The organism is Flavobacterium sp. CS20 (assembly GCF_018080005.1).
Classification (GTDB): domain Bacteria; phylum Bacteroidota; class Bacteroidia; order Flavobacteriales; family Flavobacteriaceae; genus Psychroflexus.
In genome coordinates this window covers 1,116,065-1,141,770 of the sequence record NZ_CP073015.1, presented here as the reverse complement: position 1 = coordinate 1,141,770, position 25,706 = coordinate 1,116,065, and the positions used below count along the sequence as shown (strand labels likewise).

Sequence of the window (25,706 nt, the reverse complement as noted above, 5' to 3'; positions counted from 1 at the left end):
AGAGTTTGTAAACGTAACCCTTACTTAATAATGAGTTAACAAATTATATAAATTTGATAAATATCTTTGAATATGAAAACAACCTTAATAGTTGCAATTTGTCAAGTTCTTGTCGCTTTATATTTATTGCGTTCTAACAAAAGTCTATTTAAAAAGGAATATTTTATAAAGAATTTTATACTTATTGTATTGATTCACTTTTCTTTAAAATTTCTTTTATTGGAATTGGCAGATACCGATTTTCTATTTAGAAACCTTATTACAAGCTTGAGCTTAGCTTATGGTCCATTGTTATATTTTGCTATTTGTAAATATTTCAAAATAGACTATGACAAAACCAAAGTAAAATATCACTTTACTCCTCTGTTGGTTGCTTCAGTTTTTTATGTGGTTATTGTAGGCAATTTATTTACCTCTTCCAATAATTATGTGCAGTGGCTTAGCATTTACAAACCACTTATGGTTTATGCTTTTTTGATATCGATAACCGTTTACGGATTGCTTAGCGTTTTTACCATTAGAAAGCATCAAAGTAGCGATGATAGCGTAAATTCAAACAGATTAAAAATAATTTCTTATTTGTTATTTACTCCATCTTTAATCGTATGGGGTTTAAGTTATATTTTACCTAATTATTTCTCTGATTACACCAATAGGGTGATTATTTATAGCACATTGACCATTATTTGTATCTTGTTGATTCAACACTTATTTTATTTAAAACTGGTTTCTTCTAATAAGAAGAAAAAAAAATACGAGAAATCTGAAATTAGGGGAGTGAATATAGAAGAAATAGCAATTAATTTAGAAAAATATATGAGCGAAAGTAAGATTTATTTGGATGAAAATATAACCTTAGATAAATTGGCAGACAATTTAGATGTTCCTAAACATTATTTAACTCAAGTGTTGAACTCACATCTCAATAAGAATTTTTATAAATTTATTAATCATTATAGAATTGAAGAAGCAAAACGAATTATTGAAAGTAAAAAGAATGGTTCAATGAAATTGTTAGATATAGCTTTTCAATGTGGTTTTAAATCTAAGGCTTCTTTTAATAGATATATTAAGATGGAAACAAATTTCACTCCCAGTGAATACAGGAAACACTTAAATTCTAAGGATTCTATTTATAAGGCAAGCTGACAACTGAAGATGTATTGAGTAATGTACAATTTTATAGTTTGGATTTTTGGAGGCAGTTTAAATGATATGACGGGTATAGGCATAAATGATAGTATCATAAAAGTTCATACCATCAATACGTTGCGAAAGTCTGGTTTAAATGATGTTGATAAAGCTATCGAAAAAGCTGGTATTATGCGTCTAAAGCCTATATTGATGACTTCTTTAACTACTATTTTAGCTCTTATGCCATTTTTGTTTATCTCAGGCTTAGGAGCAGATTTGCAAAAGCCTTTAGCTCTTACTGTTATTGGTGGCTTGTTTGTAGGTACTTTTATCAGTTTATACTTTATTCCTATTTTGTATAAGTTATTGGTTAGAAAATAAGTTTAACTTTAAAACTAAAAATTAGAATCACGAAATATCATATCCAACATACTCAGCCTTTTTATAATCGCGTTTAAACAGGTTTTGACTTTTTATCATTTCAGCAGTTTGTTCTGGTAATTTGTCTTCCCAGCCACTTTCATCATCAGCTATCATTTGAAGTACTTCTCTTGAGAAAATTCCTAGATTGTCTTCGTCGTAATCTTTAATATCAACCACGCGACCATTATGTTTAAAGAATTTGTAGAGTTCTTTCATTCTCGGGTGAACTTTAAGATTTTCGCTGTTGGTTATTTCGCCAGTTTCTGGGTTTTTGTATGGATAAAGATAAACTTTAAGGTCTTTAAAGAAGAGTTTACCAAATGCTTCTAAAATACCACCGCTTAAATGTCTGTAGTAGCGTTCGTCAAAAACGTCAATAAGATTGTTAACGCCCATAGCAAGACCCATTCGTTCTTTGGTGTATTTAGAAAAATATTCAACAAGCCTATAGTATTCTTGGAAGTTAGAAATCATAACTGTGTGACCAAGATTACAAAGCAAGTCAGCACGGTCTAAAAAATCTGCTTCATCTATTTCGCCTTCAGCTTTTAGATTAGATAATGTGATTTCAAAAATGACTTGGGTTTGCTTCTCACTGACCTTTCTTTCGCTTTTAAAGAGCTTTAATGAATTTCTGTAAATATCCATATTGACGTTAGTCACAGGTCTAAAACTTCCTCTTAAAGCTAAAATATTTTTCCTGTATAAAATACTTGCAGGCAAAACATTGTTACCATTTGGAGCAAACATTACCGCATCGGTCATATCGTTTTTGACCAATTGCAAACTCATCAAACGGTTATCTACTTTTTTAAAACGCGGTCCAGAAAAGTTTATCGTGTCAATTTCTAGTTGGTCTTTCTCAAGGTGATTGTAAAGGTTTATTAAAATATCTCTTGCACTATCGTGATTGTAATAAGCCGCATAAATCAAATTAACCCCTAAAACACCAAGTGTGATTTGTTGATGTTTAGCATTGTTTTCTTTAAATCTCAGATGCAAAACTATTTTATTGTAAGCTTCGTCAGGTTTGACTTGATATTTAATACCAACCCAACCATGACCTTTGTATTTTTTTGCAAAATCTATCGTGGTAACGGTGTTAGCAAAGGTAAAAAATAATTTATCAGGATGTTTACGCCTTATGATACGTTCCTCGATAAGTCTGGTTTCATGATCAAGCATTTTGTTTAGCTTGTTTTCAGTGACGTAGCGTCTATCGTCTTCAGTTCCGTAAATAGCATCGCTAAAATCTTTGTCGTAAGCACTCATAGTTTTAGCTATGGTTCCACTGGCACCACCAGCTCTAAAAAAATTCCTTACGGTTTCTTGTCCAGCACCAATTTCAGCAAATGTGCCGTAAATGTTTTTGTTAAGGTTGATTCTTAAGGCTTTGTTTTTGATGGAAAGTACTTCGTCAAACTCTTTGTCTCCCTTGATTGAAACTGCCATTTTTGTTGATTTAAGTGTATAAATTTTAGTACTAACAAAGATAATTAAATGCATAAGCTTACAAAAAATAATCCCTACTTTTGTGAAAAAATAAAGGTTTTGAAAGTTACATTTTTAGGTACAGGCACTTCACAAGGTATTCCCGTAATTGGAAGCCGTCATCCTGTATGTTTAAGCGATGACCCTAAAGACAAAAGACTTAGAGTTTCTATTTTGATTCAATGGGATATTTATACCTATGTAGTAGATTGTGGTCCTGATTTTAGACAACAAATGTTAGCTAACCCTATTGATAGATTAGACGGCATTTTGTTTACCCACGAACACAATGATCATGTTATCGGTCTAGATGACGTCAGACCGTTTTACTTTAGGCAAGGTGATATTTCTATTTACGCACATCAAAGGGTTTTAAAAGAACTAAAAAAAAGATTTGAATATGTTTTTACAGTACAAAACAAATATCCTGGTGCACCGACTTTAGATATCAATATCATTGATGATAATCCATTTATTATTGGGAAAAAAGAAGTTATTCCTATCAATGTTTTTCATGGCAAACTCCAAGTTTACGGTTTCAGAATAGACGATTTTGCCTATGTAACTGATGCTAAAACTATTCCAAAAGAGTCTATGAAAAAATTGAAAGGCGTAAAAGTTTTAGTTTTAAATGCTTTAAGAGAAGAACCGCACAATACACATCTCAACTTAAGCGAAGCACTTGAAATTGTAAATCATGTAAAACCAGAACGGGCATATTTTACACATATCAGTCATAAAATGGGATTTCATGAAGAGGTGCAAAAAAAACTTCCAGAAAATGTTTTTTTGGCTTACGATAATTTGAAAATAGAAGTATAACCCGATTTATTCAATAGTAAATTTCAGTAATTTTATTTGTTGAAATCATAAGCAGAAAATTAGTTTATATTGTTGTTTTTCAGTGTTTTAATATACTAATTTTTCTACTTTTTTAATTTTTTTTCCTAATATTTATATCGAACTCACGTTAAAATATAGGTCGGTGTTATACTTTTTTTTACTCATTCAATTTGGTATAATAGGTCAAACAATCTTATTGCGTTTTCTATCGGTTTCCTTAAGATAAATTTTTCTTAGTCTTAAAAAATTTGGCGTCACTTCAACGTATTCGTCTTTTTGAATATATTCTAAAGCTTCTTCTAAAGAGAATTTTTTGGTAAGCACAATTTTAGCTTTATCGTCTGCACCTGAAGAACGGACATTAGAAAGCTTTTTGGTTTTGGTAACGTTGACAGTTAAATCATCTTGTCTAGAACTTTCACCAATCACTTGACCTTCATAAATATCTTCGCCTGGATCGACAAAAAACTTACCTCTGTCTTGCAGTTTGTCGATAGAGTAGGGAATAGCTTTTCCTTTTTCCATAGAGATCAAAGAGCCGTTTTGACGTTGAGGAATGTCACCTTTAAGGGGTTGATATTCTTTAAATCGATGTGCCATAATAGCTTCACCGGCAGTGGCTGTCAACAATTGATTTCTTAGACCAATAATACCGCGAGAAGGAATCATAAATTCGATGACCATTCGTTCACCTTTGGTCACCATACTGAGCATTTCGCCTTTTCGTTGAGTAACCATTTCAACAGCTTTACCTGAAAGATTTTCAGGCAAATCAATGGTTAACTCTTCAATAGGTTCGCAAGCTTTTCCGTCTATGGTTTTGATGATAACTTGAGGTTGACCAATTTGGAGTTCGTAACCTTCTCTTCGCATGGTTTCTATTAAAACCGATAAGTGCATCACACCTCGTCCATAAACGATAAATTTATCAGCATTGTTGGTTTCTTCAACTCTAAGAGCCAAGTTTTTTTCAAGTTCTTTTAACAAACGTTCTTTGATGTGTCTTGAAGTTACAAATTTACCATCTTTACCAAAAAAGGGAGAATCATTGATGGTAAACAACATACTCATTGTAGGTTCATCAATTTTGATTTTAGATAGAGCTTCTGGATTTTCAACATCGGCAATAGTATCGCCTATCTCAAAATTTTCTAAACCAACAATAGCACAAATATCACCGGCTTGAACTTCGTCAACTTTTCGTTTGCCTAAGCCTTCAAATACATATAGCTCTTTAATTTTTGTTTTTTGGATAGAATCATCTCGTTTCACTAAAACGACATTCATTCCAGCTTTGAGCTTGCCACGTTGCAATCTTCCTATAGCAATTCTTCCTGTGTATGATGAGAAATCTAAAGAGGTAATCAACATTTGAAGATTACCTTCTTTAACTTTAGGAGGATCAATATGTTCTACAACCATATCTAATAATGGTTCGATGTTGTCTGTAACATTATCAGGATCTTCGCTCATCCAGTTGTTAAGTGCAGAACCGTAAACGGTTGGAAAATCGAGTTGCCATTCTTCAGCACCGAGTTCAAACATCAAATCAAAAACTTTTTCGTGAACTTCTTCTGGCGTGCAGTTTGGTTTGTCCACTTTATTGATAACCACACAAGGTTTTAACCCCAAATCTATGGCTTTTTGCAACACAAAACGGGTTTGTGGCATCGGACCTTCAAAGGCATCAACTAAAAGTAAAACGCCATCGGTATATTGAGTGCGCGTTCAACTTCGCCACCAAAATCGGCGTGACCAGGAGTATCAATAATATTAATTTTAGTGTCTTTATATACTACAGAAACATTTTTGGATACAATGGTGATACCGCGTTCTCGTTCTTGGTCACTGCTATCTAAGATGAGTTCACCAGTATCTTGGTTGTCTCTAAAAAGTTTGCAATGGTGCATAATTTTGTCAACCAAGGTGGTTTTACCGTGGTCAACGTGGGCAATAATGGCAATATTTCTAAGGTTCATAACTCAGTTTTAAAAAGTTGCAAATGTACTTTATAAAATCTGAATAGAAACCCTTTTATGAGTTATAAAATTAATACTAAAGTTCTTCTTCTTTTAAATTAGGATTTCTATCAATAAAAGCTTTATAATGCTCGTAACGTTCAAAAATTTCTTTGACATATTTATATGGCTCTTTTGCTCTGACGTATCCGTATTTTATAAAATCTTTGTTGTAAAATTCGGGTTTATCCAATTTAAGAAGTGCATTTTCTACGTTTTTATCCCACTGAAGTGAATCTAATTTGAGGTGTGAAGCAAGACGTTGAGCGTCTTTAATATGAAACAAACCTGCATTATAAGATGCTAAAGTGAATTTTATACGCTGTATAGAATCAGGAACAGTGATGTGGGCTTTCCAAAGTTGAGATAGATATTTTGTGCCACCTCTTAAACTTTGCTCAGGATCGGTTGGATTAGTGATTTTTAGTTCTTCAGCAGTTCTTGGCATAATCTGCATAAGACCAGTGGCTCCTGTCCAAGACTCATTAGAAGGTTTGAATTGCGATTCTTGATAAACTATTGACGCAATCAGACGCCAATCCCAACCCAATTTTTTTGCATATTTTTTTATCAAATCGTCGTAAGGACTTATTTTTTGATCGTTAAGGCTGTAAAACTCACTCTTTACACGTTTTCTAAAGGATCTTCTGTTTTTGAAATATTTATTGTAAATCACGTGATAATCAACTGTTTTTTTAGCACGTTTAAGCCATTGGTTTAAAGTATCTTTAAGTTGATTTGAGTCTTTTCTCAAACCCCAAGCAATGCGTTGAGAAAAACTCATTTTTGTGGAAATATCAAGAATAGGATAGTCAGATGCGTAAATAGAAGCTACATTTTGATCAACAATACTGTATTTTATTTTACCTTCTGCAATATTTTTAAAAATCTCATCAGTAGTCATTTGACCAGGAATGGTATCGATATAAATTTTTCCGCCTACTTCTTCTGACAAGTTCACTATCCTTTGGGCATAGGATGAATTGCGTTTAACTGAAACGGTATCACCTATCAATTCAACGGGATTAGATATAAGTTGTTCTCTTATATTGTGAAGTTTCATTTTTCGCCAGTTGTTTGGTTTTCTCTGAACTAAAACTTGATGTGATAAATATAAAGGAATGCTAAAATCTATTTCTTTTTTGCGTTCTTCTGTGATAGTATAGCCGTAGGCAATTATGTCGCCTTTGTTGGCTTTGAGCATATCAATGAGTTTATTTTCGTCTTTGGCAATTACGATTTCTAGTTCAAGGTTTAAATCTTCAGCAAATTTTTTAAGGATTTCGTATTCAAACCCCATGGGTTGTCCTCGGTATAAAAAATAGGTGGTGCCACTATAAGTTGTTATGGCTTTTATTTTGCCACTTTCTATTATATCTTTAAACTTTCGATTTTTATTAAGTTCAGTGTTTTTAGCCTTAACATCTTTGCTATTACTATCACTACAGGATAACAGCAAAAAAAGGCTTAAAAAGCTTATAAAAATCAATCGTATCATAAGTTAATTTAAATTTATCTTAAGGGATGTCTTTTCAAAATAGATTTGAGTTTGAGTTTGACATCCTCAGTCGCATCAAACAACATTTGCTCATTACTAGGAAATGGTACTGCTTTGTTGTTTAGAAGTGATTTTTGTTTTTTGTCTAAAGCTCTCTCATCTCCATCAAAAGTAGCATAAATATTTTCAAAAACATATTGGCTACCTAATTTGAAATCATCTATTTTTTGAGCCGTATCTAAGTTAATATAATCGACTTGTGCAATAATAGAAACAGATTTGCTTTGAGAAATGGTGTTCAACAAACCACTTACATTGACTTTAACATTTTTGGTTATTTCATTTCCAGATCTATCCGTTTGAACTTCTGATATTTCAATTGTTTTGTTAATGTGTTTTTCCTTTTCAACAATTTGTTCAGGTGAAAAGGTAATATTTTCAAAGATGAGATTAATTTGAAATTGGTAAGGATTTCCATCTTTTTGGTTGGAGTGATATTCTGTCCATTGATTGTCTATTCCATAAGTATTGAAGTCTAATATTTCAGCTTCAAGTTTTTTTGGGATGCTGACTTCTGTATTGTTTACGGCATTGACAAAGACGAAATCTTTACCTAAATAGCTCGCTTTTTCGGCTAAATTATTTGAATTTTTATATTGAGGTATTAATTGGTCGAGTTTTTCAAATATTTCATATGCATTTCTGTATGAAAGCGTTTTTTCTTTATCCATAAACGATTGTCCTGATTGATAAAGATACTCTGCATAGTTTTGTTTAGCGATGATCAAGTCAGAAGAAATATCTTCAAACTTGAACTTTAGTTTTTTACCTTGATGATAAAGCGGTAAAAGAGGTTTAATATTATTTTGCGTTTCGTAAAGCTCTAAATAATTTTCATATATCTCTTTTTCGGCATTAGTAGTTGGGTCTTTTTTTAAGAAATCATTTTTTTTAATAATTTCTTTTTGGTAGTTTTTAAAGGCTTGTTGTAAAATTAATTTTTGATCTTCTGTCTTTTTGTTGTCTTTGCCTTTTTGAATTTGATCTACAGCAAGATTTATAGCTGTTTGATAGTTACCTGACAATAAAGCCTTTTCAACTTTTTTAGTCGAGTTACAACCCATCAGGCTTAAAAAAACTAAAAGCAAATAAAGGTTTTTCATGTTTGGTTTTATTCAAACATACGTTTTTTAGTTAAATTTTAAAAACAATATGCCTTCTAATCAAAATTTTAGTTTAGGATTTTTGTCAAATGAGATAAATCTGCTTATTTCTTGATGATCTTTTCGGTCAATATTTGTTGATTTTTATTTATAATTTTAAGAAAATAGATACCTGTTGAAAATTTTGAAGCGTTACTATTTCTGTTTTGGGTTTGCATTAAAAGTATGCCTTTTATATCGTATATTTCAAATTGTAAATTGATCAACTACAGATTCAATTTTAATTCGATTATCAACAGGATTGGGTAAAATTCGCCTATCATTTTCCTTGGGATGAATGTGTTAAAATTTATTTCAATGACTTACAGAGAAGAAATTGAAATCATAGAAAATGGATAAATCCATTCACCATCGAATATTTGCAAACCATAGCCCACGCACAATCCTAAGCGTTTCAACGGTTTTAAATAGTTGGATTGGAGACGTTCTATTTATAACAACGTGAGTTCGATATAAATTTCAATAAAATATATTCATATAAAATACAGATATTTAATCATTTGTCATGTCGAAAGAGCGAAGCATGAGCGACGAGACATCTCAGTAGGATGAGATTTCTCCTCATTCTTTGTTACCAATGACAAAATTTGCTAACAAAAAGATATAATCATCTGATTTACAGCTTTCAATATACCGAACTCAGGTTATAACAAATCCTAAATCTATAACTTTAAATTCTGATTTTCTGAGAAAACCCTATTTAAATCGAACTCAGGTTAGTAATAAAATTTTTGAGTTATACACTTAAACGGTTTTAACAAAAGGATTATAAAATAAACAAACTCTGATATCAGCTTGAAATTTGTCAATAAAATGAAGCATTTGTGATATTATTATCAATTCTTTTTTCAATGGTTTTTCAGCCAATCTAACACCGCTTCAAAATTTTCTTGGTTGACACCGTGACCGATGGGAAATTCTTTAAACTCACAATCAATTCCGTAGGATTTTAAAATTTCAGGGGTTTTTCTTGCCCAATCTACTGGTATGACTTGGTCTGCTGTGCCATGAGAACTAAATACATGTAGTTTTTTTAAAGCGTTTTTATCGGCTATTTCAACCATATTTTTGTCGATGTAACCGCTCAAACCAATCACGTTTTTGACCAAATGTGGATAGGTTAGAGCCGTGGCAAAACTTAAAATTGTACCTTGACTAAAGCCGAACAAAGTCACTTCTTTTGGATTGATATTGTAAGCATCTATCGCTTCGGTGATAAAATTTTTAATTTTTTCTCTGGATTTTATTCCTTGTTGGGTATCGCTAAATTTATTGGCATCAGCATCAAAATTAATGGCATACCATGCATAACCCATAGGTTGTAAACCATAAGGAGCTTGCACTGAAATCACAGTATAGTTCTCAGGCAGATATTCGGCAAAGGCAAACAAATCTTTTTCATCACTGCCATAGCCGTGTAGCATCAAAATAAGTGGCGATGGTTGGGTTAGATTTGAAGGTCTAATGAGATGAGTTAAGCTTAAATTTTTTGTTGTCATTTATAACACTTTAAATAGTTTTTGAAAAAAATTACCGAGTATAGGAATAGGTTGAGTTTTGTTGGTAACCGCATTGATAAACCCGTAAAACCATAAAACCGTATAAAATAGATACAATGAAAAACTGATCATCCAATTGTCAAACCCACTGGCTAAAGGTGAAAAGGCGATAAAGATAAAATGTAATCCAAAAGATTGACGGATATGAAATCTTGCGAATTCATGTCTATCTTCCATATTCATAAATAGGGCAATGATAGTGCCTAAAAAAAAGAATAAATAGCTTGTTATAGTCGCCGTTTTTCCTTTTGGACTTTTAGAATTTTGTGACATCTGTGACATAAAATTGATTTTTATTAACGATACCGAGAGCTTTTCCTTTAAGCGTTTCACTTAGAAATATCGCATTTTTTGATTTCGAAATGATATCATCTTCTGAAAACGTCCATTTTATATCGGGGTCAAAAAGGCTTAGCTCAGCGTTTTGCCCGACTTCTATTGAAGAAAACGCTTGGTTAAAACGTGTTTTTCCACGGGTAAGATAATTTATGCTTGGCTCTAAGCCCAATTTTTTATTTAAAATGCCAAAGGCAGATTCTAAGCCTATACTGCCAAAAGCGGCGTGCTCAAATTCTGTTTTTTTAAGTTCGATATTAAGTGGTTGATGGTCTGAAGTTACCATATCTATAACACCAGATTTGAGTCCTTTTATTAAAGCCTTTTGGTCTGAAGTTTCTCTTAATGGTGGTCAAACTTTATATCTGGTATCAAAATCCTGCAGTTTTTTATCTGTGTAAATCAAATTGGAAATAGCAACGCTACAACTCACATCCAAACCTTCTTTTTTGGCTTGTTTTATAAGTTCAACTGAATCTGCTGTAGAAATACAAGAGAAATGAATTTTCGAATCGGTATATCTCAATAGGTCTAAATCTCTTTTTATTTGAATCACTTCAGCCATTCGTGGTTGTGCTTTTAAACCGAGACTTGTGCTGATTTCGCCTTCGTGCATTTGTGCCTTTTCACTCAAGCTGTTTTCAATCGGGAAAACTTGAACCAAACCTTCAAAAGCTTTGGTGTATTGCAAAGCCAATTTGAGTAGGTTGGCATTTTGAATCCCTTTTTTATAATCGCCAAACACTACTGCATTGTGTTGATGCATATCAAACAATTCTGCAAGTTGCTGATTTTTTGATTGTTCGGTTAATGCTCCTGAAATTAGAGCGTTGACAATATGACTTTGGGTTTTGGTTTTTAAATACTGAACCAAAGCGGCATTGTCAATAACGGGATCGGTATTGGGATTTAAAATCACACTCGTAAATCCACTTTTCATCGCGGTATCTAAGCCATTTTGTAAAGTTTCTCGATCTTCAAAACCAGGTTCGCCAAAAGAGACTGAAGAATCAAACCAACCTTGAGAAACGTGGAGATTTTTATATGTAATTTGCTTATCTGCTTTCTCATCAACCTTGTCTTCTATGGCTTTAATCTTGCCATTTTCAATAAAAATATCTTTTTGTTTAAGATGATAAGGACTTTTTGGGTCAATAATTTTTGCTGATTTGATAAGCAATCTCATAAAGTCTTATTTAATAAATCTCAACAAAAGTAATTCAATAATCATAAATATCAATGCAAAAGCGATAAACCATTGCCATAAACTTTTTTGATTTTGACTTTCAGACCAATTTTGAGCATAAGTCGTAAAGCTGTCATAGGTTTTAACATTGTTAAAATTAGAAACATCTAAATAATTAAATTGATTTTCTTTACGATTTAAATTAAATGCCAACTGATATAACGTGTCATTTTGGGTATTGGTAATGGCATAATGTCCTGGCGTGTTTAGGTTTTCATCAAATTGGAGCGTAATGTGTTGTCCTTTTGCATTTTGTTTAGGAATGAATTTGTATTCATCTTGAGACAGACTTAAAACTTCATCAGGATTGAGTTGAGTTTTGATGTTAAATTGATAAGATTGTCCTATTTCTGCATAAAGCTGAGTTTTGGTTTGAGCTTGTAATGCCAAATTATAAAAGCTTAACACGACCAACGGCGATTGTTTAAAATTTGAATTGTCTTCAATAGTCGCATTAAATCTAAAAATATTATTCTGCGATTCTAAAAAAGCTAAACCATTACTAAAGGCTAAGGCTTTTTGTGGATTTGAACTTCTGTAATAGGATTCAAAACTAGGATAGTCAAAATTTTGAATACGTTGTGTAAACACATCTTCAAAAATAGGATGTTCAAAAGCAATAGTAGTCAGTTTAATTTCATTAGAATTGACAGCAGAATATGGTCTTAAATTTAAAGCATTAAACAAATCATTGTAACTGTTCAAGTCAATGTCTTTTGAAGGAATAATGCCCAATACTTTATTTTCAGCTATATGATTTTCTATGCTGATTTTTAACGCGTTTGGAATGCTTTGAAGTTCATTTAAAATAACTACATCAGCTTGACTGATATCGGCATATTCTAAATTGCCAATAAGGCTTTGTTGGTAGTCAAATCTTTCATTGTTATAAACCTTGTCTAAATAAGATGTAGCTTGTTGTGAAATGATTAGAACTTTAATTTTTTCAGGCTCAGCTATTGAAAAAAATAGTTTGTTGTCAAAACTCAGGCTGGCATCGTCAATTTGAATTCGTCCGTTTATTATTTCGTTTTGTTCTATATCAAAGCTGTAGTTTTTTTCGGTTTCATCTTCAAAATTCAAACTAAATTTGCCGAGTAAAGTTTTATCATCATACAATGAAACTGGCAAACTTTGTGTGGTTTGATCAGATGCTGAGACTTTGAACATCAGGGTTTTTTGTTCTGCCGAAGTTTTAAGATAAGCGGTATCTATGCTAAAGTTGATTTGTTCCTTAGGTTGATATTGTATAAAATGATAATTATAAGTCGTGTCAAGACTTGAGCTGTCAAACTCTTCAAAGTATTGAAAATCAGATAAAATCACAAGTTCGTTAAGTTGATTCTCCTGAGCTTGATACAAACTTTGAGCTTTGGTAAAGATGGCTTTTAAATCTAAACTCACCGAACTGTAATCCAAATCGTATAGCCAAGATTTGAATTCGCTAGGTTTTACATTTTTCAGACTTTGATCATGTGTTGCGATATGATAATTTTCATTTTCTGGTAATGCTTCAAGCAACTCTTTTTTGGCTTTTTCAAACAGCGAAGTATTTTGTCCTTTTAAAGCCATACTATATGAGTTATCTATAAAAACACCAATTTGTTTCTTTTGGTCAACAATCTTTGAATCAGAAAAATAAGGTTGAGCAAAAGCCAAAACCAAACATGTGATGATAAGCAATCTAGCAATGAGACTTAACCATTTTTTGAGCTTAGAACTTTTTCTTGAAGAAATGATGAGTTTTTTAAGTAAAGCGACATTGGTAAAAGGTTCAGTTTTAAATTTTCTCAACTGAAATAAATGCACAATAATAGGAATGGCAAGTGCCAATAATCCATATAAAAGTTCAGGGCGATAAAATTGCATACCAAGGTTTAGAAGCGTTAAGGGCAAATATAGCTAATGGTGATTGTAATCAAACTCAACTTACTCACATTTCTCAATACTAAATGAAATTTTAGTATAAATGCCTTTTTCAGACTCTACGTCAATCTTTCCACCCAGGTTGTTGATGAGTTTACGCACCGTAGATAAACCAATGCCGTTCCCTTTTTGACCGCGTCTATCTTTTTCAGCAACTGTAGAAAACAATTTAAAAATATCTTTTTGTTTTTCTTTAGGAATACCGATACCGTTGTCTTTTACGCTAAAATAGTAATAAGAGTCATCTTCAGAAAAATCTATATCGACGATAATTTTTTCTTTATCGTTATATTTTAAACTATTACCGATAAGGTTGAGCAAAATTTGTTCAACAGCGGTTTTATTGCATTTGATTTGGGTGTTTTGGGCTGGTAGATTGATTTCGCAATTGTCATTGACGTCTAACAATTCTATGATGTTTTCGAGAAGTTCGTGAAGATCAATGTTTTCTTTAGCTTGTTTTTCGGTTATTTCATCGCTTTCGTAGTGGGTAAGAATATTGCTGATATAGTCACTCATTTTAAAGGCTGACTGTTTCAGGTTGTTGAGATAATCAAAACCAGCTTCATCTAAGACTTTTTTGTATTTGCTTTTTAAAATATCAATGGTCACGATGATATTGGCCAGTGGCATTTTCATATCATGCGAAACCACACCAGCAAAATTTCTAAGTTGAGTATTTTTTTCTTTTAAATTGCGTTGCACTTCACGCAGGTTTTCATTTTTAGAGCGCAATTCAAAAAGCTTTACCACTTGATTAGCCAAATTTTTTAAAGCTATTTTTTGTTGGTCTGATAAAGTTTTTGGTTTAAAATCAATCACGCAAATTGTGCCAAGTGCATAACCGTTTTCGTTAATTAAAGGAGCTCCAGCATAAAATCTAACGCCTTCTTCAATGACAAAAGGGTTGTTCTTAAACAATTCATGGGTTGAGGTATCTTCAATCTCATATATTTCATCAGGTTGATTGATGACATGTGTGCAAAACGAAATCTTGCGTTCAGTTTCACAAAAGTCAATACCAATTTTAGATTTTATCCATTGTCGGTCTTTATCAATTAGACTGATCATTGCTACAGGTGTGTCGCAAATGTAAGCGACCAATTCGGTCAAATCATCATATTCTTTTTCAGGTTGGCTATCGAGAATGTTAAGAGACTTTAGAGCTCTTAAACGTTTTTGTTCTATTTCAGAAGGAGTTGATGTTTGCATATTCATTAAAAGGGCAATTTAACAAAAATTAAAAGTAATTCCTATGCACTTGATAAATTTATATAAAAAACCCCGTCAATTGACGAGGTTTGGTTTAATAAATAACAATAAATTATTTAAGCTTCTGCGATAACATCAAAGGTAAAATCAGCAACCACTTCTCTGTGAAATCTGATTTTGGCTTCATATTGCCCCAATCTTTTGATGTTGCCACCAAGAATAGAAATAAACTTTTTGTCAACCTCTACATCTTTATCGGCCAAGGCTTCACTTAAATCAGCATTGGTAATGCTACCAAAAAGTTTATCGCCTGCACCAGCTTTAGCTGTAATTTTAAGTTCTAAACCATCAAGTTTTGAAGCAGCATCTTTAGCTTCTTTGATGATTTTTTCTTCTTTATGAGCACGTTGTTTAAGATTTTCAGCCAAAACTTTTTTGGCAGAAGAAGTGGCTAAAACCGCAAACCCTTGAGGGATTAAAAAATTTCGACCATAGCCGTTTTTAACTGTTACCACATCGTCAGCAAAACCTAAATTTTCAACGTCTTTTTTCAGTATAAGTTCCATGTTTTTTTCGTTTTATTTAAGTAAATCACCTACATAAGGCATTAAGGCTAAGTGTCTTGCGCGTTTTACAGCTTGAGCAACTTTTCTTTGGTATTTCAAAGAAGTTCCTGTTAAACGTCTGGGTAAAATTTTACCTTGCTCGTTCACAAACTCCATCAAGAAATCCGCATTTTTATAATCAACATATTTGATGCCAGCTCTTTTAAAACGGCAAAAACGTTTTTTACTTTTCGTTTCAATATCAAGAGGCGTCAGATATCTGATTTCGCCTTCGTTTTTCTCTTTTGATTGTTCTTCAATTTTTGACATCGCTTAAGCTTTTTGTTTGGTTCGTTTTACGCGTTCTCTTGCCCATTCTACGGCATACTTGTCTAACTTGACAGTTAAAAAACGCATAACGCGTTCATCTTGTCTCATCATCAACTCAAAAGTATCGATGATTTCAGGCTTCACTTTAAATTCTAACAAGTGGTAAAAGCCACTTTTTTTGTTTTCGATTGGGTAAGCCAATTTTTTTAGCCCCCAATCTTCTTTGTGCACCATTTCTGCACCTTCTGAAGATAAGTAATCTTCAAACTTTTTGACTGTTTCCTTTATCTGATCTTCAGATAAAACGGGATTTAAAATGAAAACAGTTTCGTACTGGTTCATAAATATAGTTTTAAATTAAACGGGTGCAAAAATAAACTTTTTATCTTTAACTGCAAGATTTTCTGCTAAATAAAAATAAGAGTAATTTATGGCTTTTGAAGTATATGAATTCACTTTTTAAACCTCAAAACACAATTATATATCCCAAGATTGCCACGGCTGTTTCCTGCATTTCAGCAGAAAACAGCTTAGCAATGACTTTTTAAATATTGTGTTGTTAGATTATAAGGTTTGAACTAAACATGAAATTTTATTCATTTGCAAAACCTATTTCTGCGTCATCACAATATTATTGCAAACCACTTCAGTGATGTAGCGTTTGTCACCGTCTTTAGTTTCATAAGAACGCGTAGTCAGTTTACCACCAATCAGCACTTCTTGACCTTTAGAGACGTGATTTTCAATAATATCAGCAGTTTTGCCCCAAGCCACAATATTGTGCCAGTCGGTATTTTCTACTTTTTCACCCTTAGCAGTGGTGAAATAATCGTTGGTAGCTAAACTGAATTTCGCTAATTTTTTACCAGAATCTAAGTTGATGATTTCTGGGTCTTGACCTAATCTTCCCATTAATTGCACATGGTTACGTAAATTATTCATAATATAAAATTTTTGATTCCGCCTTTGGCGGAACAAGTTAAACATAAAACCGATTTAGGGTTTCTAAACCAGTGCCGTAACAAAACGACAGGACAAAGATGAGATAGGAGGGAAGAGATATTCGGTAAATAAACATCTACTTTCGTTTACTTTTGTTTGTAACTATTTGTAAATGCATAAAAACCTAATAAACAAATATTTATAAAAAATTAATAAATTGTTAAAAAAGTTTTATATTTGTTGGTATATACTGAAGTTGTGCTTAATTTAAGAAAACCCTGAATGAAAGAGAAAATTCGAAAAATAGTAGAAGATAATACCACAAGGAAGGGTAAGATTTTTGACTATTTCATTCAGTTTTTGATACTTGCTTCCCTTATAGCTTTTACAGTTGAGACATTACCAGACAACTCAAAAAAAACGATAGATTTTCTTGCCACTTTTGAAATAATTTGCGTTTCAATTTTTACTCTTGAGTACATTTTAAGAATTTATGTTGCTAAAAAGCCTTTGAAATATATTTTTAGCTTTTACGGGCTAATAGACTTTTTAGCAATCTTTCCCTTTTACTTAAGAACAGCGTATGACCTTAGAGCTTTAAGAGCATTCAGGGTTTTTAGAATATTTAGAACCTTGAAACTTGTTCGATACAATAAGGCTATGAAACGATTTCATATTGCAAAAGGAATAGTAAAAGAAGAAATGGTTTTATTTCTCATAGTTACAGCAATATTTATTTTTCTAGCTTCTGCAGGTATTTATTACTTCGAAAACGAAGCACAACCTGAGCTATTTTCCTCTGTTATACATAGTGGATGGTGGGCTGTCGTAACACTAACGACTGTTGGCTATGGAGATGTTTATCCAATTACTGTAGGTGGAAAAATATTTACATTTTTTATTTTACTAATTGGTGTAGGTATTGTAACTATTCCAGCAGGACTCGTTGCTAGTGCTTTATCAAAAGCTAGAGAAATAGAAAAAGAGAAACTCAATAAAAACAATTAAAAATGAACATACTTAATGACGTAGTAAGTGGTCTTGCAAGACAATTTGGTCGTGAATTTGGAAGAGCAGGTGCAAATTCAATTTTAAAAGGTGCTAATTATTATGCAGTAAAAGGTGCAAGTGACTATTCAGGGAGAATAAAACCATCTGATAGTGACGTTGTAAAAAGTATCAAAGAAATTAATAAAGTGAAGTTTGTTTCAACGAACAAAGGAAATATATCAAGACTGATTGAATTAACCGACTTGGTAATTTCTAATATAGAATTCAATGGAAATCAAACGCTAAGTGAGATTAATGACATAACAGAACTAATTAATCAATACAACGACAAATTCAATCATGGAAGTGCTTTAGTTGACGATGATTATAAAGAAAAAAGTGTTGACTACCTAGAAGAAAGACGAAATGAATTTGTAAGACTCATGGACAAGTTCAACAATGATATTAAAAATCACATTGAGCAAAATCTAGAAATAGCGAAAAACAAGAGAAAGTCAAAAAATACTGCTGTATTACTTGCAATTCCTTTGTTAGGTTTTCAATGGGCTTATTTGAAATCACCAGGTTATACAGTCCTTTCGATTTTGTTGTGTTGGACAGTAATTGTTCCTATAATTAATTTGATATCACTGCTGAAACTTTTATTAATGAAGGAAGATAAATTTGACCAAGAATTTAATCCTGAATACGTTTACTTTAGTCAATTTAATATAAAAAACTAAGCACAACAGCGTATATAACTTATGGCGGGGAAAGTGATAAATTCAAGCTTTGTGCTTTTAAGTCAATTTGTTGCAAGCCGACAAGAAAGTGCTTCGAAAACCGCCACAAGTCATATACGCAAACCGTTAGCCACAAGCTTAAAAAATGTAATTTCCTGAAATAGGTTGACTAAAAATTAAACCATTAATTATAGTCACTTATGAAATCAAAAAAAGAACAACGGCGAAAAAAAAGCTACCAAAAAGTAACTTTAGAAACCAAATTATTAGTTGTTGACCAAATCGTAAACGGTCAGCTCTCAAGAAAAGTCGCCTCAAAGAAATATGACGTTCCTCGGACAACTATTTCCTACTGGCTAAGAATTTATAGTACCTTAGCCCAACAAAAAATAGGTATGAGTAAAAATCAAGAAATCAAGAAATTAAAAGAAAAGATCGAAGAACTGGAGTTCGTTAAAGACTTTCAGCAAGACATCATTGCTGATATGGAACTCATTACAGGAATGGATATGGCAAAAAAGTCGTTGCCCAAAACATTAGCAAAAGAGATAGAGCGAAAGAAGAAAGACCGTATAAAAGAAAATGGCTCTATGGATGTTTTGGGATCACTAAACAAGCCTTCTACAAACGACTTAAAGCCCAACAAAAACAACAAATAGACCATCAAAAACTAATTAAAATGGTTAAAGATTACCGTAAGAAAGTTGGCTCTAAAACAGGTGGTATCAAGCTATATGCTGAATTGAAACAAGACTTCATAGATACCGATATTAAGATAGGTAGAGACAAGTTCTATCGTTTTTTAAAACACAATAATCTACTTGTTCCAAAAAGTAAAAATTACATCACCACAACTAACTCTAACCACATGTACAAAAAATATAAAAACCTTGTAAAAGACCAAGTTCCCAGAAGACCTGAACAACTCTGGGTAAGCGACATCACTTATATTAAAACGCAAAACGGACACAACTATCTCGCCTTGGTTACAGACGCCTATTCTAAACAAATTATGGGTTATAAACTCGACAACCATATGAGAACATCGCTTTGCAAAGATGCACTCGCTATGGCTATTAAAAACAGAAAGTACCCTAACCAAGAACTCATTCATCATTCCGATAGAGGCTTCCAGTATTGTAATCCTAAATACACAAGCTTTGCTGAAAACAATGGCATTACAATGAGCATGACCGAACAATACGACCCTTATGAAAATGCTGTAGCTGAAAGAATTAACAGAACTCTTAAATATGAATATGGTTTAAAGCAAACCATCAAAAACACTGAAATAGCTAGAGATATGACTCATCAAGCTGTATATATTTATAATAACCTAAGAACGCATTTTAGTCTCGACCTTAGAAAACCAGCAGAGGTTCATTTAAATCCGAACATCAAATACAAGTCGTATAGAAAAAATAACTTAAATTTACAGGAAATTAAAATATGAGCACAAAGTAAAAAGTTATTCTAATTTTTTTGAAATTTCATTCAAAAAGCAGAGAAAAAAAATTGGAAATAACTTTTGATCGATAATCTAATCAATAACCAAAAAAGAGTCAACCTATATCAGTATAATACAAAAATCCGAACTATAATGATTGAATGGATAAACGAAAAATACGGAACAAACTTCACCGAAGAAGAACTAACAAATATTAAAGACTTTTCTCTACTTTGGAACATCTTCGAAAATTTGGTTTGCGGAAATCATTGCAATGTTAATCGTTTAGACCAAAGACTAAATCCAGTCGAATTTCAAATTGCTGACTTTCAAGAAAATTTTCAATATTTTAAAAATAGATATACGGAAAATGGAACAACTAATGGACGATTTGAACATCTGAACTTTAGAAATGGAGATAGAAAAGAATTTGTTGCAAACGTCCTTTTGAGTAATGACAATGTAACTTCCGATATAGTTTTAGCACTCTCAATTATAGTTTTTAGATATCGAAATAATCTTTTTCACGGATTAAAAAACTTTATGCAGATTGACCTACAAGAAGAAAATTTCAGAAATGCAAATCAAGTAATAAAATCAATACTTACACATTTTTAATATTTGAGCAGACTACAAGAAATATTTAGCAACAGAGAAATCTCATTATTAATTTGGCTTGGGATTTTTATGATTTTTGTACTAACACAAAAGTCAATGAGAAATTCATTGGCGGATGTTGTAAAATTACTTTTTGGCAAATATTTTCTTGCAATTTATTTAGCTTTAGGACTTTACTTGTTTGGAGTATTCGCTCTTTTAAAATCATTAGGGTTTTGGACTTCAGCTGATATAAAAGATTCTATTTTTTGGCTTTTTTCGGTTGGCTTTGTTTTAGGTTTTAGCCTAAACAAAGCTAAAGACAGTAATTATTTTAAATCAATTATTATCGATACCATAAAAGTGATTGCGATTCTGGAATTTGTAATTAACTTTTATAATTTCAGCTTATTAACAGAACTAATTTTACTTCCCATTTTGATTTTTATTGTAATGTTACAAGCGGTTGCTGAATTAGATTCAAAGAATGCAAAAGTGGCAAAATTACTGACGAATTTAATGACAATTTTTGGTTTCGCACTATTAATATATTCAATCTATAAAATGGCTAATGGATATTCTGATTTTTTCAAATTAGGAACATTACACTCGTTCATTTTACCGATATTGCTTACAATTTTGTTTTTGCCTTTTTTATACTGCCTATCGCTTTACAGCATTTACGAATCATACTTTATAAGACTTGATTTTATGACTGTCAAAAAAGAAAAAGTTAAGAAAGTTAAACGGTACATTAGGCAAAGAGCTAATCTAAATATTAATCGACTAAATAGAATAATGGAACGCTTCGATAAAAGAGTATTTTATGATGAAACTAACTTGAAAGAATACGTGAAACTAATAAGCAAAAAAGAAAAAGCCAGTGGCTAACAGCGTGTATAAGAAATAGCGGTTTCAGTGCTAAATCAAAGGTCAGTGCTTTTAATAAAAGTCAGTGCCAGACCGAAAGTGTAGTGCTTTAAAATCCGCTACTTCTCATACACGCGAACCGTTGGCAACAATCCCTCATAGACTCATAGAAACTTTAGTCCCTCGGCTAACGTAAAATGAGTAAATTTAGGATTGAAAGTTGAAACTTCGAATAAAATATAAATGATTGATTTATAGTGGTATAATTTTAGGTTAGTTTGAAGCTAAAAAGCTAACCTCACGGTTAAATACATTTGGTTTTTTGCCTAAGTTAAAACCCAAGGTCGAAAAACCAAAAGAGTTGTTTTTACCAATGCTCGAAAAAATGTATCTTGTGAAAGAAAAAACAACCGAAAATAAATGCCAATATTTCAGAAATCAGTCATACAAAAACACCTTAAAAATCTTGACCAAGAAAAGTTGGAAAAGGCTTTCCAAACATTCCGACTGAATTACAATCCAACAAAAATAGAGCAAATAAAAACGCTCAAAGAAGAGGAATATCAAGACGGATTTCTACGTGAAATATTTGTTGACGTTCTCGGTTATACACTTCGACCAGATGAAAATTTTGATTTACAACGTGAATTTAAAAACCAAACGGACGGAAAAAAAGCAGACGGTGCAATACTTAAAGATGAAAATGCAATTGCAGTAATTGAGTTGAAGTCAACAAAAACAAAGGACTTGACAAAAATAACGCAACAAGCGTTTAACTATAAAAACAATCAGCCAGAGTGTAAATACATCATAACCTCAAATTTTCAAAAACTTCGGTTTTACATTGATTACTCTACCGAATTTGAGGAGTTTGACTTGTTTTTTCTCGACAGGGAACGATTTGAATTGCTGTACCTAATTCTTCATAAGGAAAGTATTTTTTCAAATCTTCCCATACAACTTAAAAAAGAAACGCAATTTCACGAAAAGGAAATTTCTGAGGAACTTTACAACGATTATTCCAACTTTAAAACAAAACTGTTCAACAACCTTATTGCAAATCATCCGGACAATGATAAGTTGTTGCTTTTCAAAAAATCGCAAAAACTTTTAGATCGTTTTCTGTTTATCCTGTTTGCTGAAGATAGCGGATTGTTGCCACCAAATTCAATTTCACGAATCATCAAGCGTTTTGACATCTTAAAAGAAGAAGATGCCTACAAACCAATTTACGAAATTTTCAAGCAGTATTTCGGATATATGAACATTGGTCGAAAAGGCAAAAAATAACCTGACAATATTCCTGCATACAATGGCGGATTGTTTTATGAAGATTTATTGCTCAACAACCTAAACATTGATGATGACATTTTAATTGACGATTTAAAGAAACTATCAACCTACGATTTCAATACAGAAGTTGACGTAAATATTCTCGGTCATATTTTTGAGCATTCACTCAATGAAATTGAGGAAGTAACCGCAGAAATTGAGGGCACAGTTTCCGACCAAAAAAGAACAAAGCGAAAGAAAGACGGTGTTTTTTACACACCAAAATATATCACAACTTATATTGTTGCCAATACAATAGGTAAACTTTGCATTGACAAAAGAAAAGAACTCGACATTGAAGAAATTGAATATGACGATTCGTTTCTAAAAAAAGACAAGACGCTAACGGTAAAAGGTAAAAAGCTTTTCACAACCTTGACCGAGTACAAAAATTGGTTGACAAATTTAAAAATAATTGACCCAGCTTGCGGAAGTGGAGCATTTTTAAATCAAGCATTAAATTACTTGATTGAAGAGCATAAAAAAATAGACGACATCATTGCAGACTTGACAAACTCACCATTGAGATTGTTCGATACAGACAAGAACATTTTAGAAAACAATCTTTTTGGTGTAGATATCAACGAAGAAAGTGTTGAAATTGCCCAATTATCACTTTGGCTTCGCACCGCAAAAAAAGACCGCAAACTTTCCAAATTAAACAATAACATAAAATGTGGCAACTCACTTTTAACAAGTGAATTTGATTGGCACAAAGAGTTTCCCCAAGTTTTTAAGGAAAAAGATAAAAAACTATATCACATTACAACGGCAGTTCATGACAGCCGTACATCCAAAAGGATGATGGATTATAAAGTAAGAGAAAAAAGAGAGATGGGAACAAACCCATACCCAAACATCATCTATTTCACAAAAGAAGAAGATTTAATTATTACAGAAACCATTGCTGAAATTGTTGAAAAAGACAAAATTAAAGTTCTGGCGTATAATATTTGTGCTGACCACATGCATCTGTTAATTGCTTGTGATATCAATGAAGTTGCATCCATAATGCAAAAAATAAAATCAATCACCGCAAAGAGAGTAAATGACTCAAGATACGCAAGGGATATTGCAAGGGGTCATGATTCCTTGCAGGATAAACCCATGCATAAAGAAAAAGAATACAAACTCGTGTGGCAACAAAAGTATAGTGCTCCAAAAGAAATAATGAACGAAGAGCAATTACAAAACACCATTACTTATATACAAAACAACAGAACTAAACACCAATTACCACAACACGATAAAATTATAAAAAGTATCATCGAAAAAATGTGTTGTACTATTGATGAAGCTCTTGAGCCTGAATTTACTGGCGGATTTGATGTGGTTATCGGTAATCCGCCGTATATTAAAGAATACACAAACCGACAAGCTTTTGACGGTTTACACGACCATCCTTGTTATCAAGGCAAAATGGATTTGTGGTATTTCTTTGGTGCTTTGGCATTAAACATCATTAAAAAAGATTATGGATTGATTGGTTATATCGCACCCAATAATTGGATTACCAATTCAGGCGCTTCAAAATTTAGAAACATAGTGCTGAACAAAGGAAAACTCACAGAATTCATAGATTTTGGCGATTTTAAGGTTTTTGATTCGGCAGGTATTCAAACCATGATTTATATAATGAAAAGTTCTGAAAATAATGAAAACTATAACTTCAACTTTTCAAAAGTAAATGACAGCAAAATAAAACACGAAGATGCACAATTGTTTTTAGAGCGTGTTAAAGATGAAAAATACGAATATTTTAGAGCCAATATCGATAGAAAAGAAAACTTAGATAAACCTATTAATTTTGTAAATGCTGAACTAACTTTAATTTTAGAAAAAATAAGAGCGAAACAAAATTTTGCCTTTGACAAAAAAGAAATTGCTCAAGGTATAGTGCCGAATCCTGATGTTGTAAACTCAAGAAATATTTCCAAATTTACTCAAAAAGAAATTGAAGATAACAAGATTGAAGTTGGACAAGGTGTTTTTGTAATTGATAGAGGTGTTTTAAACCACAGTCAATATATAAAACCTGTATATGAACCCGAAAACTTTGAAGTTTTTTATCACAACCAAAAATATTCTAAAGAGTTAATCTATGTGCCAAAAGGGAAAAAACCGGAACCACATATTTTAGAGCATTTAGATAAATATCGCCCAATAATGGAAGATAGAAGGGAAAATAAAAGCGGTTCAATTGAGTACTACAACTTGCATTGGTCAAGAGATGAAAAATTCTTCTCAAAAGGCGGAAAAATAATTTCGTTGAGAAAATGCCCAAAACGACCAATGTTTTCATACACAGAGTTTGATTGTTATGTGATGTTGACTTTTAACGTAATCAAAACGGAACGTTTAAACCAGAGATATTTAACAGGTTTATTAAACAGTAATCTAATTGCATTTTGGTTGAAATATCAAGGAAAAATGCAAGGCGATTTATATCAAGTGGACAAAGAGCCGTTAATGAATTTGCCAATTATTAATCCAACAAAAGAAATTCAGGAAAAAGTAGCTGATTTAGTTTCAAGCATAATTTCTAACAAACAAAAAAGTTCGGATTACCAAGAATTGTTGGAAACAGCAAAAGCGGAAAACAATTTTGACCGAGAAATACAACTGACAAAAGAATTGGAGCAACTAAAAACGGAGTTGGGAAAAGCCGAAAACAAAATCAACTCGATTATCTACGAGCTTTACGACATTGAACCGACTGAAATTGCAACGATAGAAAAGAATATATAAAAATGAAAAGCCAGCGCTAAAAGCCGAGTAGAACGGAATTTAGTAACAATAATATCTATTTAGAGCCTTTATTTTAGAAACAGAAATAGTTTTCGCTAACTTTGCCCTATATTTCGAAAAACCCAACACAAGTGTTTTACAGAAGAAAAATAATATTATCCCTATTACAATTATTTGATAATGAGTTAAATAAAATTAGCTTACAAAAATTGCTTTTATTAATGCATTAGTATCTTAAAAAAGCTCATTTCTT

25 protein-coding genes and 1 pseudogene are annotated in these 25,706 nt (G+C 32.1%); 11 read left to right on the top strand and 15 right to left on the bottom strand.

Annotated elements, in window-relative coordinates:
* Positions 1-72: 72 nt before the first annotated feature.
* Together IGB25_RS05490 and IGB25_RS05485 are read left to right on the top strand one after the other, a co-directional pair.
* Positions 73-1,149: an AraC family transcriptional regulator gene (locus IGB25_RS05490; protein WP_211066502.1), complete on the top strand. Its 1,077-nt coding sequence runs from the start codon at positions 73-75 to the stop codon at positions 1,147-1,149.
* Positions 1,150-1,170: 21 nt separating this feature from the next.
* Positions 1,171-1,515: an efflux RND transporter permease subunit gene (locus tag IGB25_RS05485; protein WP_211066501.1), complete on the top strand. Its 345-nt coding sequence runs from the start codon at positions 1,171-1,173 to the stop codon at positions 1,513-1,515.
* Positions 1,516-1,542: 27 nt separating this feature from the next.
* On the opposite strand, the gene IGB25_RS05480 is transcribed toward IGB25_RS05485, so the two are convergent.
* Positions 1,543-3,009, bottom strand: coding sequence for a TonB-dependent receptor (locus tag IGB25_RS05480; protein ID WP_211066500.1), 1,467 nt, complete (start codon positions 3,007-3,009; stop codon positions 1,543-1,545).
* 99 nt (positions 3,010-3,108) lie between these two features.
* Between IGB25_RS05480 and IGB25_RS05475 the strand changes: the two genes are divergently transcribed.
* Positions 3,109-3,870, top strand: a complete 762-nt coding sequence (locus IGB25_RS05475) for an MBL fold metallo-hydrolase (protein ID WP_211066499.1) — start codon at positions 3,109-3,111, stop codon at positions 3,868-3,870.
* Positions 3,871-4,074: 204 nt separating this feature from the next.
* On the opposite strand, the pseudogene typA reads toward IGB25_RS05475, so the two are convergent.
* From typA to IGB25_RS05410, 14 genes and pseudogenes are all read right to left on the bottom strand, one after another.
* Positions 4,075-5,870, bottom strand: a pseudogene (gene typA, locus IGB25_RS05470) (translational GTPase TypA).
* Between the two features lie 76 nt (positions 5,871-5,946).
* The gene (locus tag IGB25_RS05465; RefSeq protein ID WP_247653642.1) at positions 5,947-7,407 is read right to left on the bottom strand and encodes a transporter substrate-binding domain-containing protein; all 1,461 of its coding nucleotides are present in this window, start codon (positions 7,405-7,407) and stop codon (positions 5,947-5,949) included.
* Between the two features lie 14 nt (positions 7,408-7,421).
* Positions 7,422-8,570: a hypothetical protein gene (locus tag IGB25_RS05460; RefSeq protein WP_211066498.1), complete on the bottom strand. Its 1,149-nt coding sequence runs from the start codon at positions 8,568-8,570 to the stop codon at positions 7,422-7,424.
* Positions 8,571-8,674: 104 nt separating this feature from the next.
* On the bottom strand, positions 8,675-8,836 hold the full coding sequence (locus tag IGB25_RS15485; RefSeq protein ID WP_211066497.1) for a T9SS type A sorting domain-containing protein: 162 nt from the start codon (positions 8,834-8,836) through the stop codon (positions 8,675-8,677).
* 642 nt (positions 8,837-9,478) lie between these two features.
* A complete protein-coding gene (locus tag IGB25_RS05450) occupies positions 9,479-10,129 on the bottom strand; it encodes an alpha/beta hydrolase (RefSeq protein WP_211066496.1) in 651 nt (216 codons plus the stop codon).
* Positions 10,130-10,471 (bottom strand): DUF4870 domain-containing protein, encoded by a 342-nt coding sequence (locus IGB25_RS05445; RefSeq protein WP_247653638.1) that lies wholly within the window; start codon positions 10,469-10,471, stop codon positions 10,130-10,132.
* Positions 10,446-10,811 (bottom strand): hypothetical protein, encoded by a 366-nt coding sequence (locus tag IGB25_RS15480; protein ID WP_371815953.1) that lies wholly within the window; start codon positions 10,809-10,811, stop codon positions 10,446-10,448. Before IGB25_RS15480 ends, IGB25_RS05445 begins: the two co-directional genes overlap by 26 nt.
* 66 nt (positions 10,812-10,877) lie before the next feature.
* Entirely contained in the window at positions 10,878-11,711 is an 834-nt protein-coding gene (locus IGB25_RS05440; protein WP_371815952.1) for a dihydroorotase family protein, read from the bottom strand.
* A 6-nt stretch (positions 11,712-11,717) separates the two neighbouring features.
* The gene (locus tag IGB25_RS05435; protein WP_211066495.1) at positions 11,718-13,640 is read right to left on the bottom strand and encodes a BatA domain-containing protein; all 1,923 of its coding nucleotides are present in this window, start codon (positions 13,638-13,640) and stop codon (positions 11,718-11,720) included.
* Between the two features lie 60 nt (positions 13,641-13,700).
* Positions 13,701-14,909 (bottom strand): ATP-binding protein, encoded by a 1,209-nt coding sequence (locus IGB25_RS05430; RefSeq protein WP_211066494.1) that lies wholly within the window; start codon positions 14,907-14,909, stop codon positions 13,701-13,703.
* Between the two features lie 116 nt (positions 14,910-15,025).
* Positions 15,026-15,475: a 50S ribosomal protein L9 gene (gene rplI, locus IGB25_RS05425; protein WP_211066493.1), complete on the bottom strand. Its 450-nt coding sequence runs from the start codon at positions 15,473-15,475 to the stop codon at positions 15,026-15,028.
* 12 nt (positions 15,476-15,487) lie between these two features.
* Positions 15,488-15,784, bottom strand: coding sequence for a 30S ribosomal protein S18 (rpsR, locus tag IGB25_RS05420; RefSeq protein WP_125085365.1), 297 nt, complete (start codon positions 15,782-15,784; stop codon positions 15,488-15,490).
* A gap of 3 nt (positions 15,785-15,787) precedes the next feature.
* Positions 15,788-16,126, bottom strand: coding sequence for a 30S ribosomal protein S6 (rpsF, locus tag IGB25_RS05415; protein WP_211066492.1), 339 nt, complete (start codon positions 16,124-16,126; stop codon positions 15,788-15,790).
* A 267-nt stretch (positions 16,127-16,393) separates the two neighbouring features.
* The gene (locus tag IGB25_RS05410; RefSeq protein WP_211066491.1) at positions 16,394-16,726 is read right to left on the bottom strand and encodes a single-stranded DNA-binding protein; all 333 of its coding nucleotides are present in this window, start codon (positions 16,724-16,726) and stop codon (positions 16,394-16,396) included.
* 282 nt (positions 16,727-17,008) lie between these two features.
* Between IGB25_RS05410 and IGB25_RS05405 the strand changes: the two genes are divergently transcribed.
* The 8 genes from IGB25_RS05405 to IGB25_RS05370 all read left to right on the top strand — a co-directional run bounded on the left by IGB25_RS05405 (position 17,009) and on the right by IGB25_RS05370 (position 25,453).
* Positions 17,009-17,734: an ion transporter gene (locus IGB25_RS05405; RefSeq protein ID WP_211066490.1), complete on the top strand. Its 726-nt coding sequence runs from the start codon at positions 17,009-17,011 to the stop codon at positions 17,732-17,734.
* Between the two features lie 2 nt (positions 17,735-17,736).
* Positions 17,737-18,459: a hypothetical protein gene (locus IGB25_RS05400; RefSeq protein ID WP_211066489.1), complete on the top strand. Its 723-nt coding sequence runs from the start codon at positions 17,737-17,739 to the stop codon at positions 18,457-18,459.
* 200 nt (positions 18,460-18,659) lie between these two features.
* Positions 18,660-19,118, top strand: a complete 459-nt coding sequence (locus tag IGB25_RS05395; RefSeq protein ID WP_247653637.1) for a helix-turn-helix domain-containing protein — start codon at positions 18,660-18,662, stop codon at positions 19,116-19,118.
* Positions 19,064-19,912, top strand: a complete 849-nt coding sequence (locus tag IGB25_RS05390) for an IS3 family transposase (protein WP_247653713.1) — start codon at positions 19,064-19,066, stop codon at positions 19,910-19,912. The genes IGB25_RS05395 and IGB25_RS05390 overlap by 55 nt, the downstream gene beginning before the upstream one ends.
* 147 nt (positions 19,913-20,059) lie before the next feature.
* Positions 20,060-20,524, top strand: a complete 465-nt coding sequence (locus IGB25_RS05385) for a hypothetical protein (protein WP_211066488.1) — start codon at positions 20,060-20,062, stop codon at positions 20,522-20,524.
* A gap of 3 nt (positions 20,525-20,527) precedes the next feature.
* Positions 20,528-21,394: a hypothetical protein gene (locus tag IGB25_RS05380; RefSeq protein WP_211066487.1), complete on the top strand. Its 867-nt coding sequence runs from the start codon at positions 20,528-20,530 to the stop codon at positions 21,392-21,394.
* 399 nt (positions 21,395-21,793) lie between these two features.
* A complete protein-coding gene (locus IGB25_RS05375) occupies positions 21,794-22,663 on the top strand; it encodes a type I restriction enzyme HsdR N-terminal domain-containing protein (protein ID WP_211066486.1) in 870 nt (289 codons plus the stop codon).
* A gap of 30 nt (positions 22,664-22,693) precedes the next feature.
* Positions 22,694-25,453 carry an Eco57I restriction-modification methylase domain-containing protein gene (locus tag IGB25_RS05370; protein ID WP_211066485.1) on the top strand — a complete coding sequence of 920 codons (2,760 nt, stop codon included), beginning with the start codon at positions 22,694-22,696 and terminating at the stop codon, positions 25,451-25,453.
* Positions 25,454-25,706: the final 253 nt, after the last annotated feature.

Excerpts from the sequence above, each read along its gene's own strand:
- IGB25_RS05490 (WP_211066502.1), top strand. The coding sequence starts at position 73 with ATGAAAACAACCTTAATAGTTGCAATTTGTCAAGTTCTTGTCGCTTTA.
- IGB25_RS05485 (WP_211066501.1), top strand. The coding sequence starts at position 1,171 with ATGTACAATTTTATAGTTTGGATTTTTGGAGGCAGTTTAAATGATATG.
- IGB25_RS05480 (WP_211066500.1), bottom strand. The coding sequence starts at position 3,009 with ATGGCAGTTTCAATCAAGGGAGACAAAGAGTTTGACGAAGTACTTTCC.
- IGB25_RS05465 (WP_247653642.1), bottom strand. The coding sequence starts at position 7,407 with ATGATACGATTGATTTTTATAAGCTTTTTAAGCCTTTTTTTGCTGTTA.
- IGB25_RS05460 (WP_211066498.1), bottom strand. The coding sequence starts at position 8,570 with ATGAAAAACCTTTATTTGCTTTTAGTTTTTTTAAGCCTGATGGGTTGT.
- IGB25_RS05450 (WP_211066496.1), bottom strand. The coding sequence starts at position 10,129 with ATGACAACAAAAAATTTAAGCTTAACTCATCTCATTAGACCTTCAAAT.
- IGB25_RS05445 (WP_247653638.1), bottom strand. The coding sequence starts at position 10,471 with ATGTCACAGATGTCACAAAATTCTAAAAGTCCAAAAGGAAAAACGGCG.
- IGB25_RS15480 (WP_371815953.1), bottom strand. The coding sequence starts at position 10,811 with ATGGTAACTTCAGACCATCAACCACTTAATATCGAACTTAAAAAAACA.
- IGB25_RS05440 (WP_371815952.1), bottom strand. The coding sequence starts at position 11,711 with ATGAGATTGCTTATCAAATCAGCAAAAATTATTGACCCAAAAAGTCCT.
- IGB25_RS05435 (WP_211066495.1), bottom strand. The coding sequence starts at position 13,640 with ATGCAATTTTATCGCCCTGAACTTTTATATGGATTATTGGCACTTGCC.
- IGB25_RS05430 (WP_211066494.1), bottom strand. The coding sequence starts at position 14,909 with ATGCAAACATCAACTCCTTCTGAAATAGAACAAAAACGTTTAAGAGCT.
- rplI (WP_211066493.1), bottom strand. The coding sequence starts at position 15,475 with ATGGAACTTATACTGAAAAAAGACGTTGAAAATTTAGGTTTTGCTGAC.
- rpsR (WP_125085365.1), bottom strand. The coding sequence starts at position 15,784 with ATGTCAAAAATTGAAGAACAATCAAAAGAGAAAAACGAAGGCGAAATC.
- rpsF (WP_211066492.1), bottom strand. The coding sequence starts at position 16,126 with ATGAACCAGTACGAAACTGTTTTCATTTTAAATCCCGTTTTATCTGAA.
- IGB25_RS05410 (WP_211066491.1), bottom strand. The coding sequence starts at position 16,726 with ATGAATAATTTACGTAACCATGTGCAATTAATGGGAAGATTAGGTCAA.
- IGB25_RS05405 (WP_211066490.1), top strand. The coding sequence starts at position 17,009 with ATGAAAGAGAAAATTCGAAAAATAGTAGAAGATAATACCACAAGGAAG.
- IGB25_RS05400 (WP_211066489.1), top strand. The coding sequence starts at position 17,737 with ATGAACATACTTAATGACGTAGTAAGTGGTCTTGCAAGACAATTTGGT.
- IGB25_RS05395 (WP_247653637.1), top strand. The coding sequence starts at position 18,660 with ATGAAATCAAAAAAAGAACAACGGCGAAAAAAAAGCTACCAAAAAGTA.
- IGB25_RS05385 (WP_211066488.1), top strand. The coding sequence starts at position 20,060 with ATGATTGAATGGATAAACGAAAAATACGGAACAAACTTCACCGAAGAA.
- IGB25_RS05375 (WP_211066486.1), top strand. The coding sequence starts at position 21,794 with ATGCCAATATTTCAGAAATCAGTCATACAAAAACACCTTAAAAATCTT.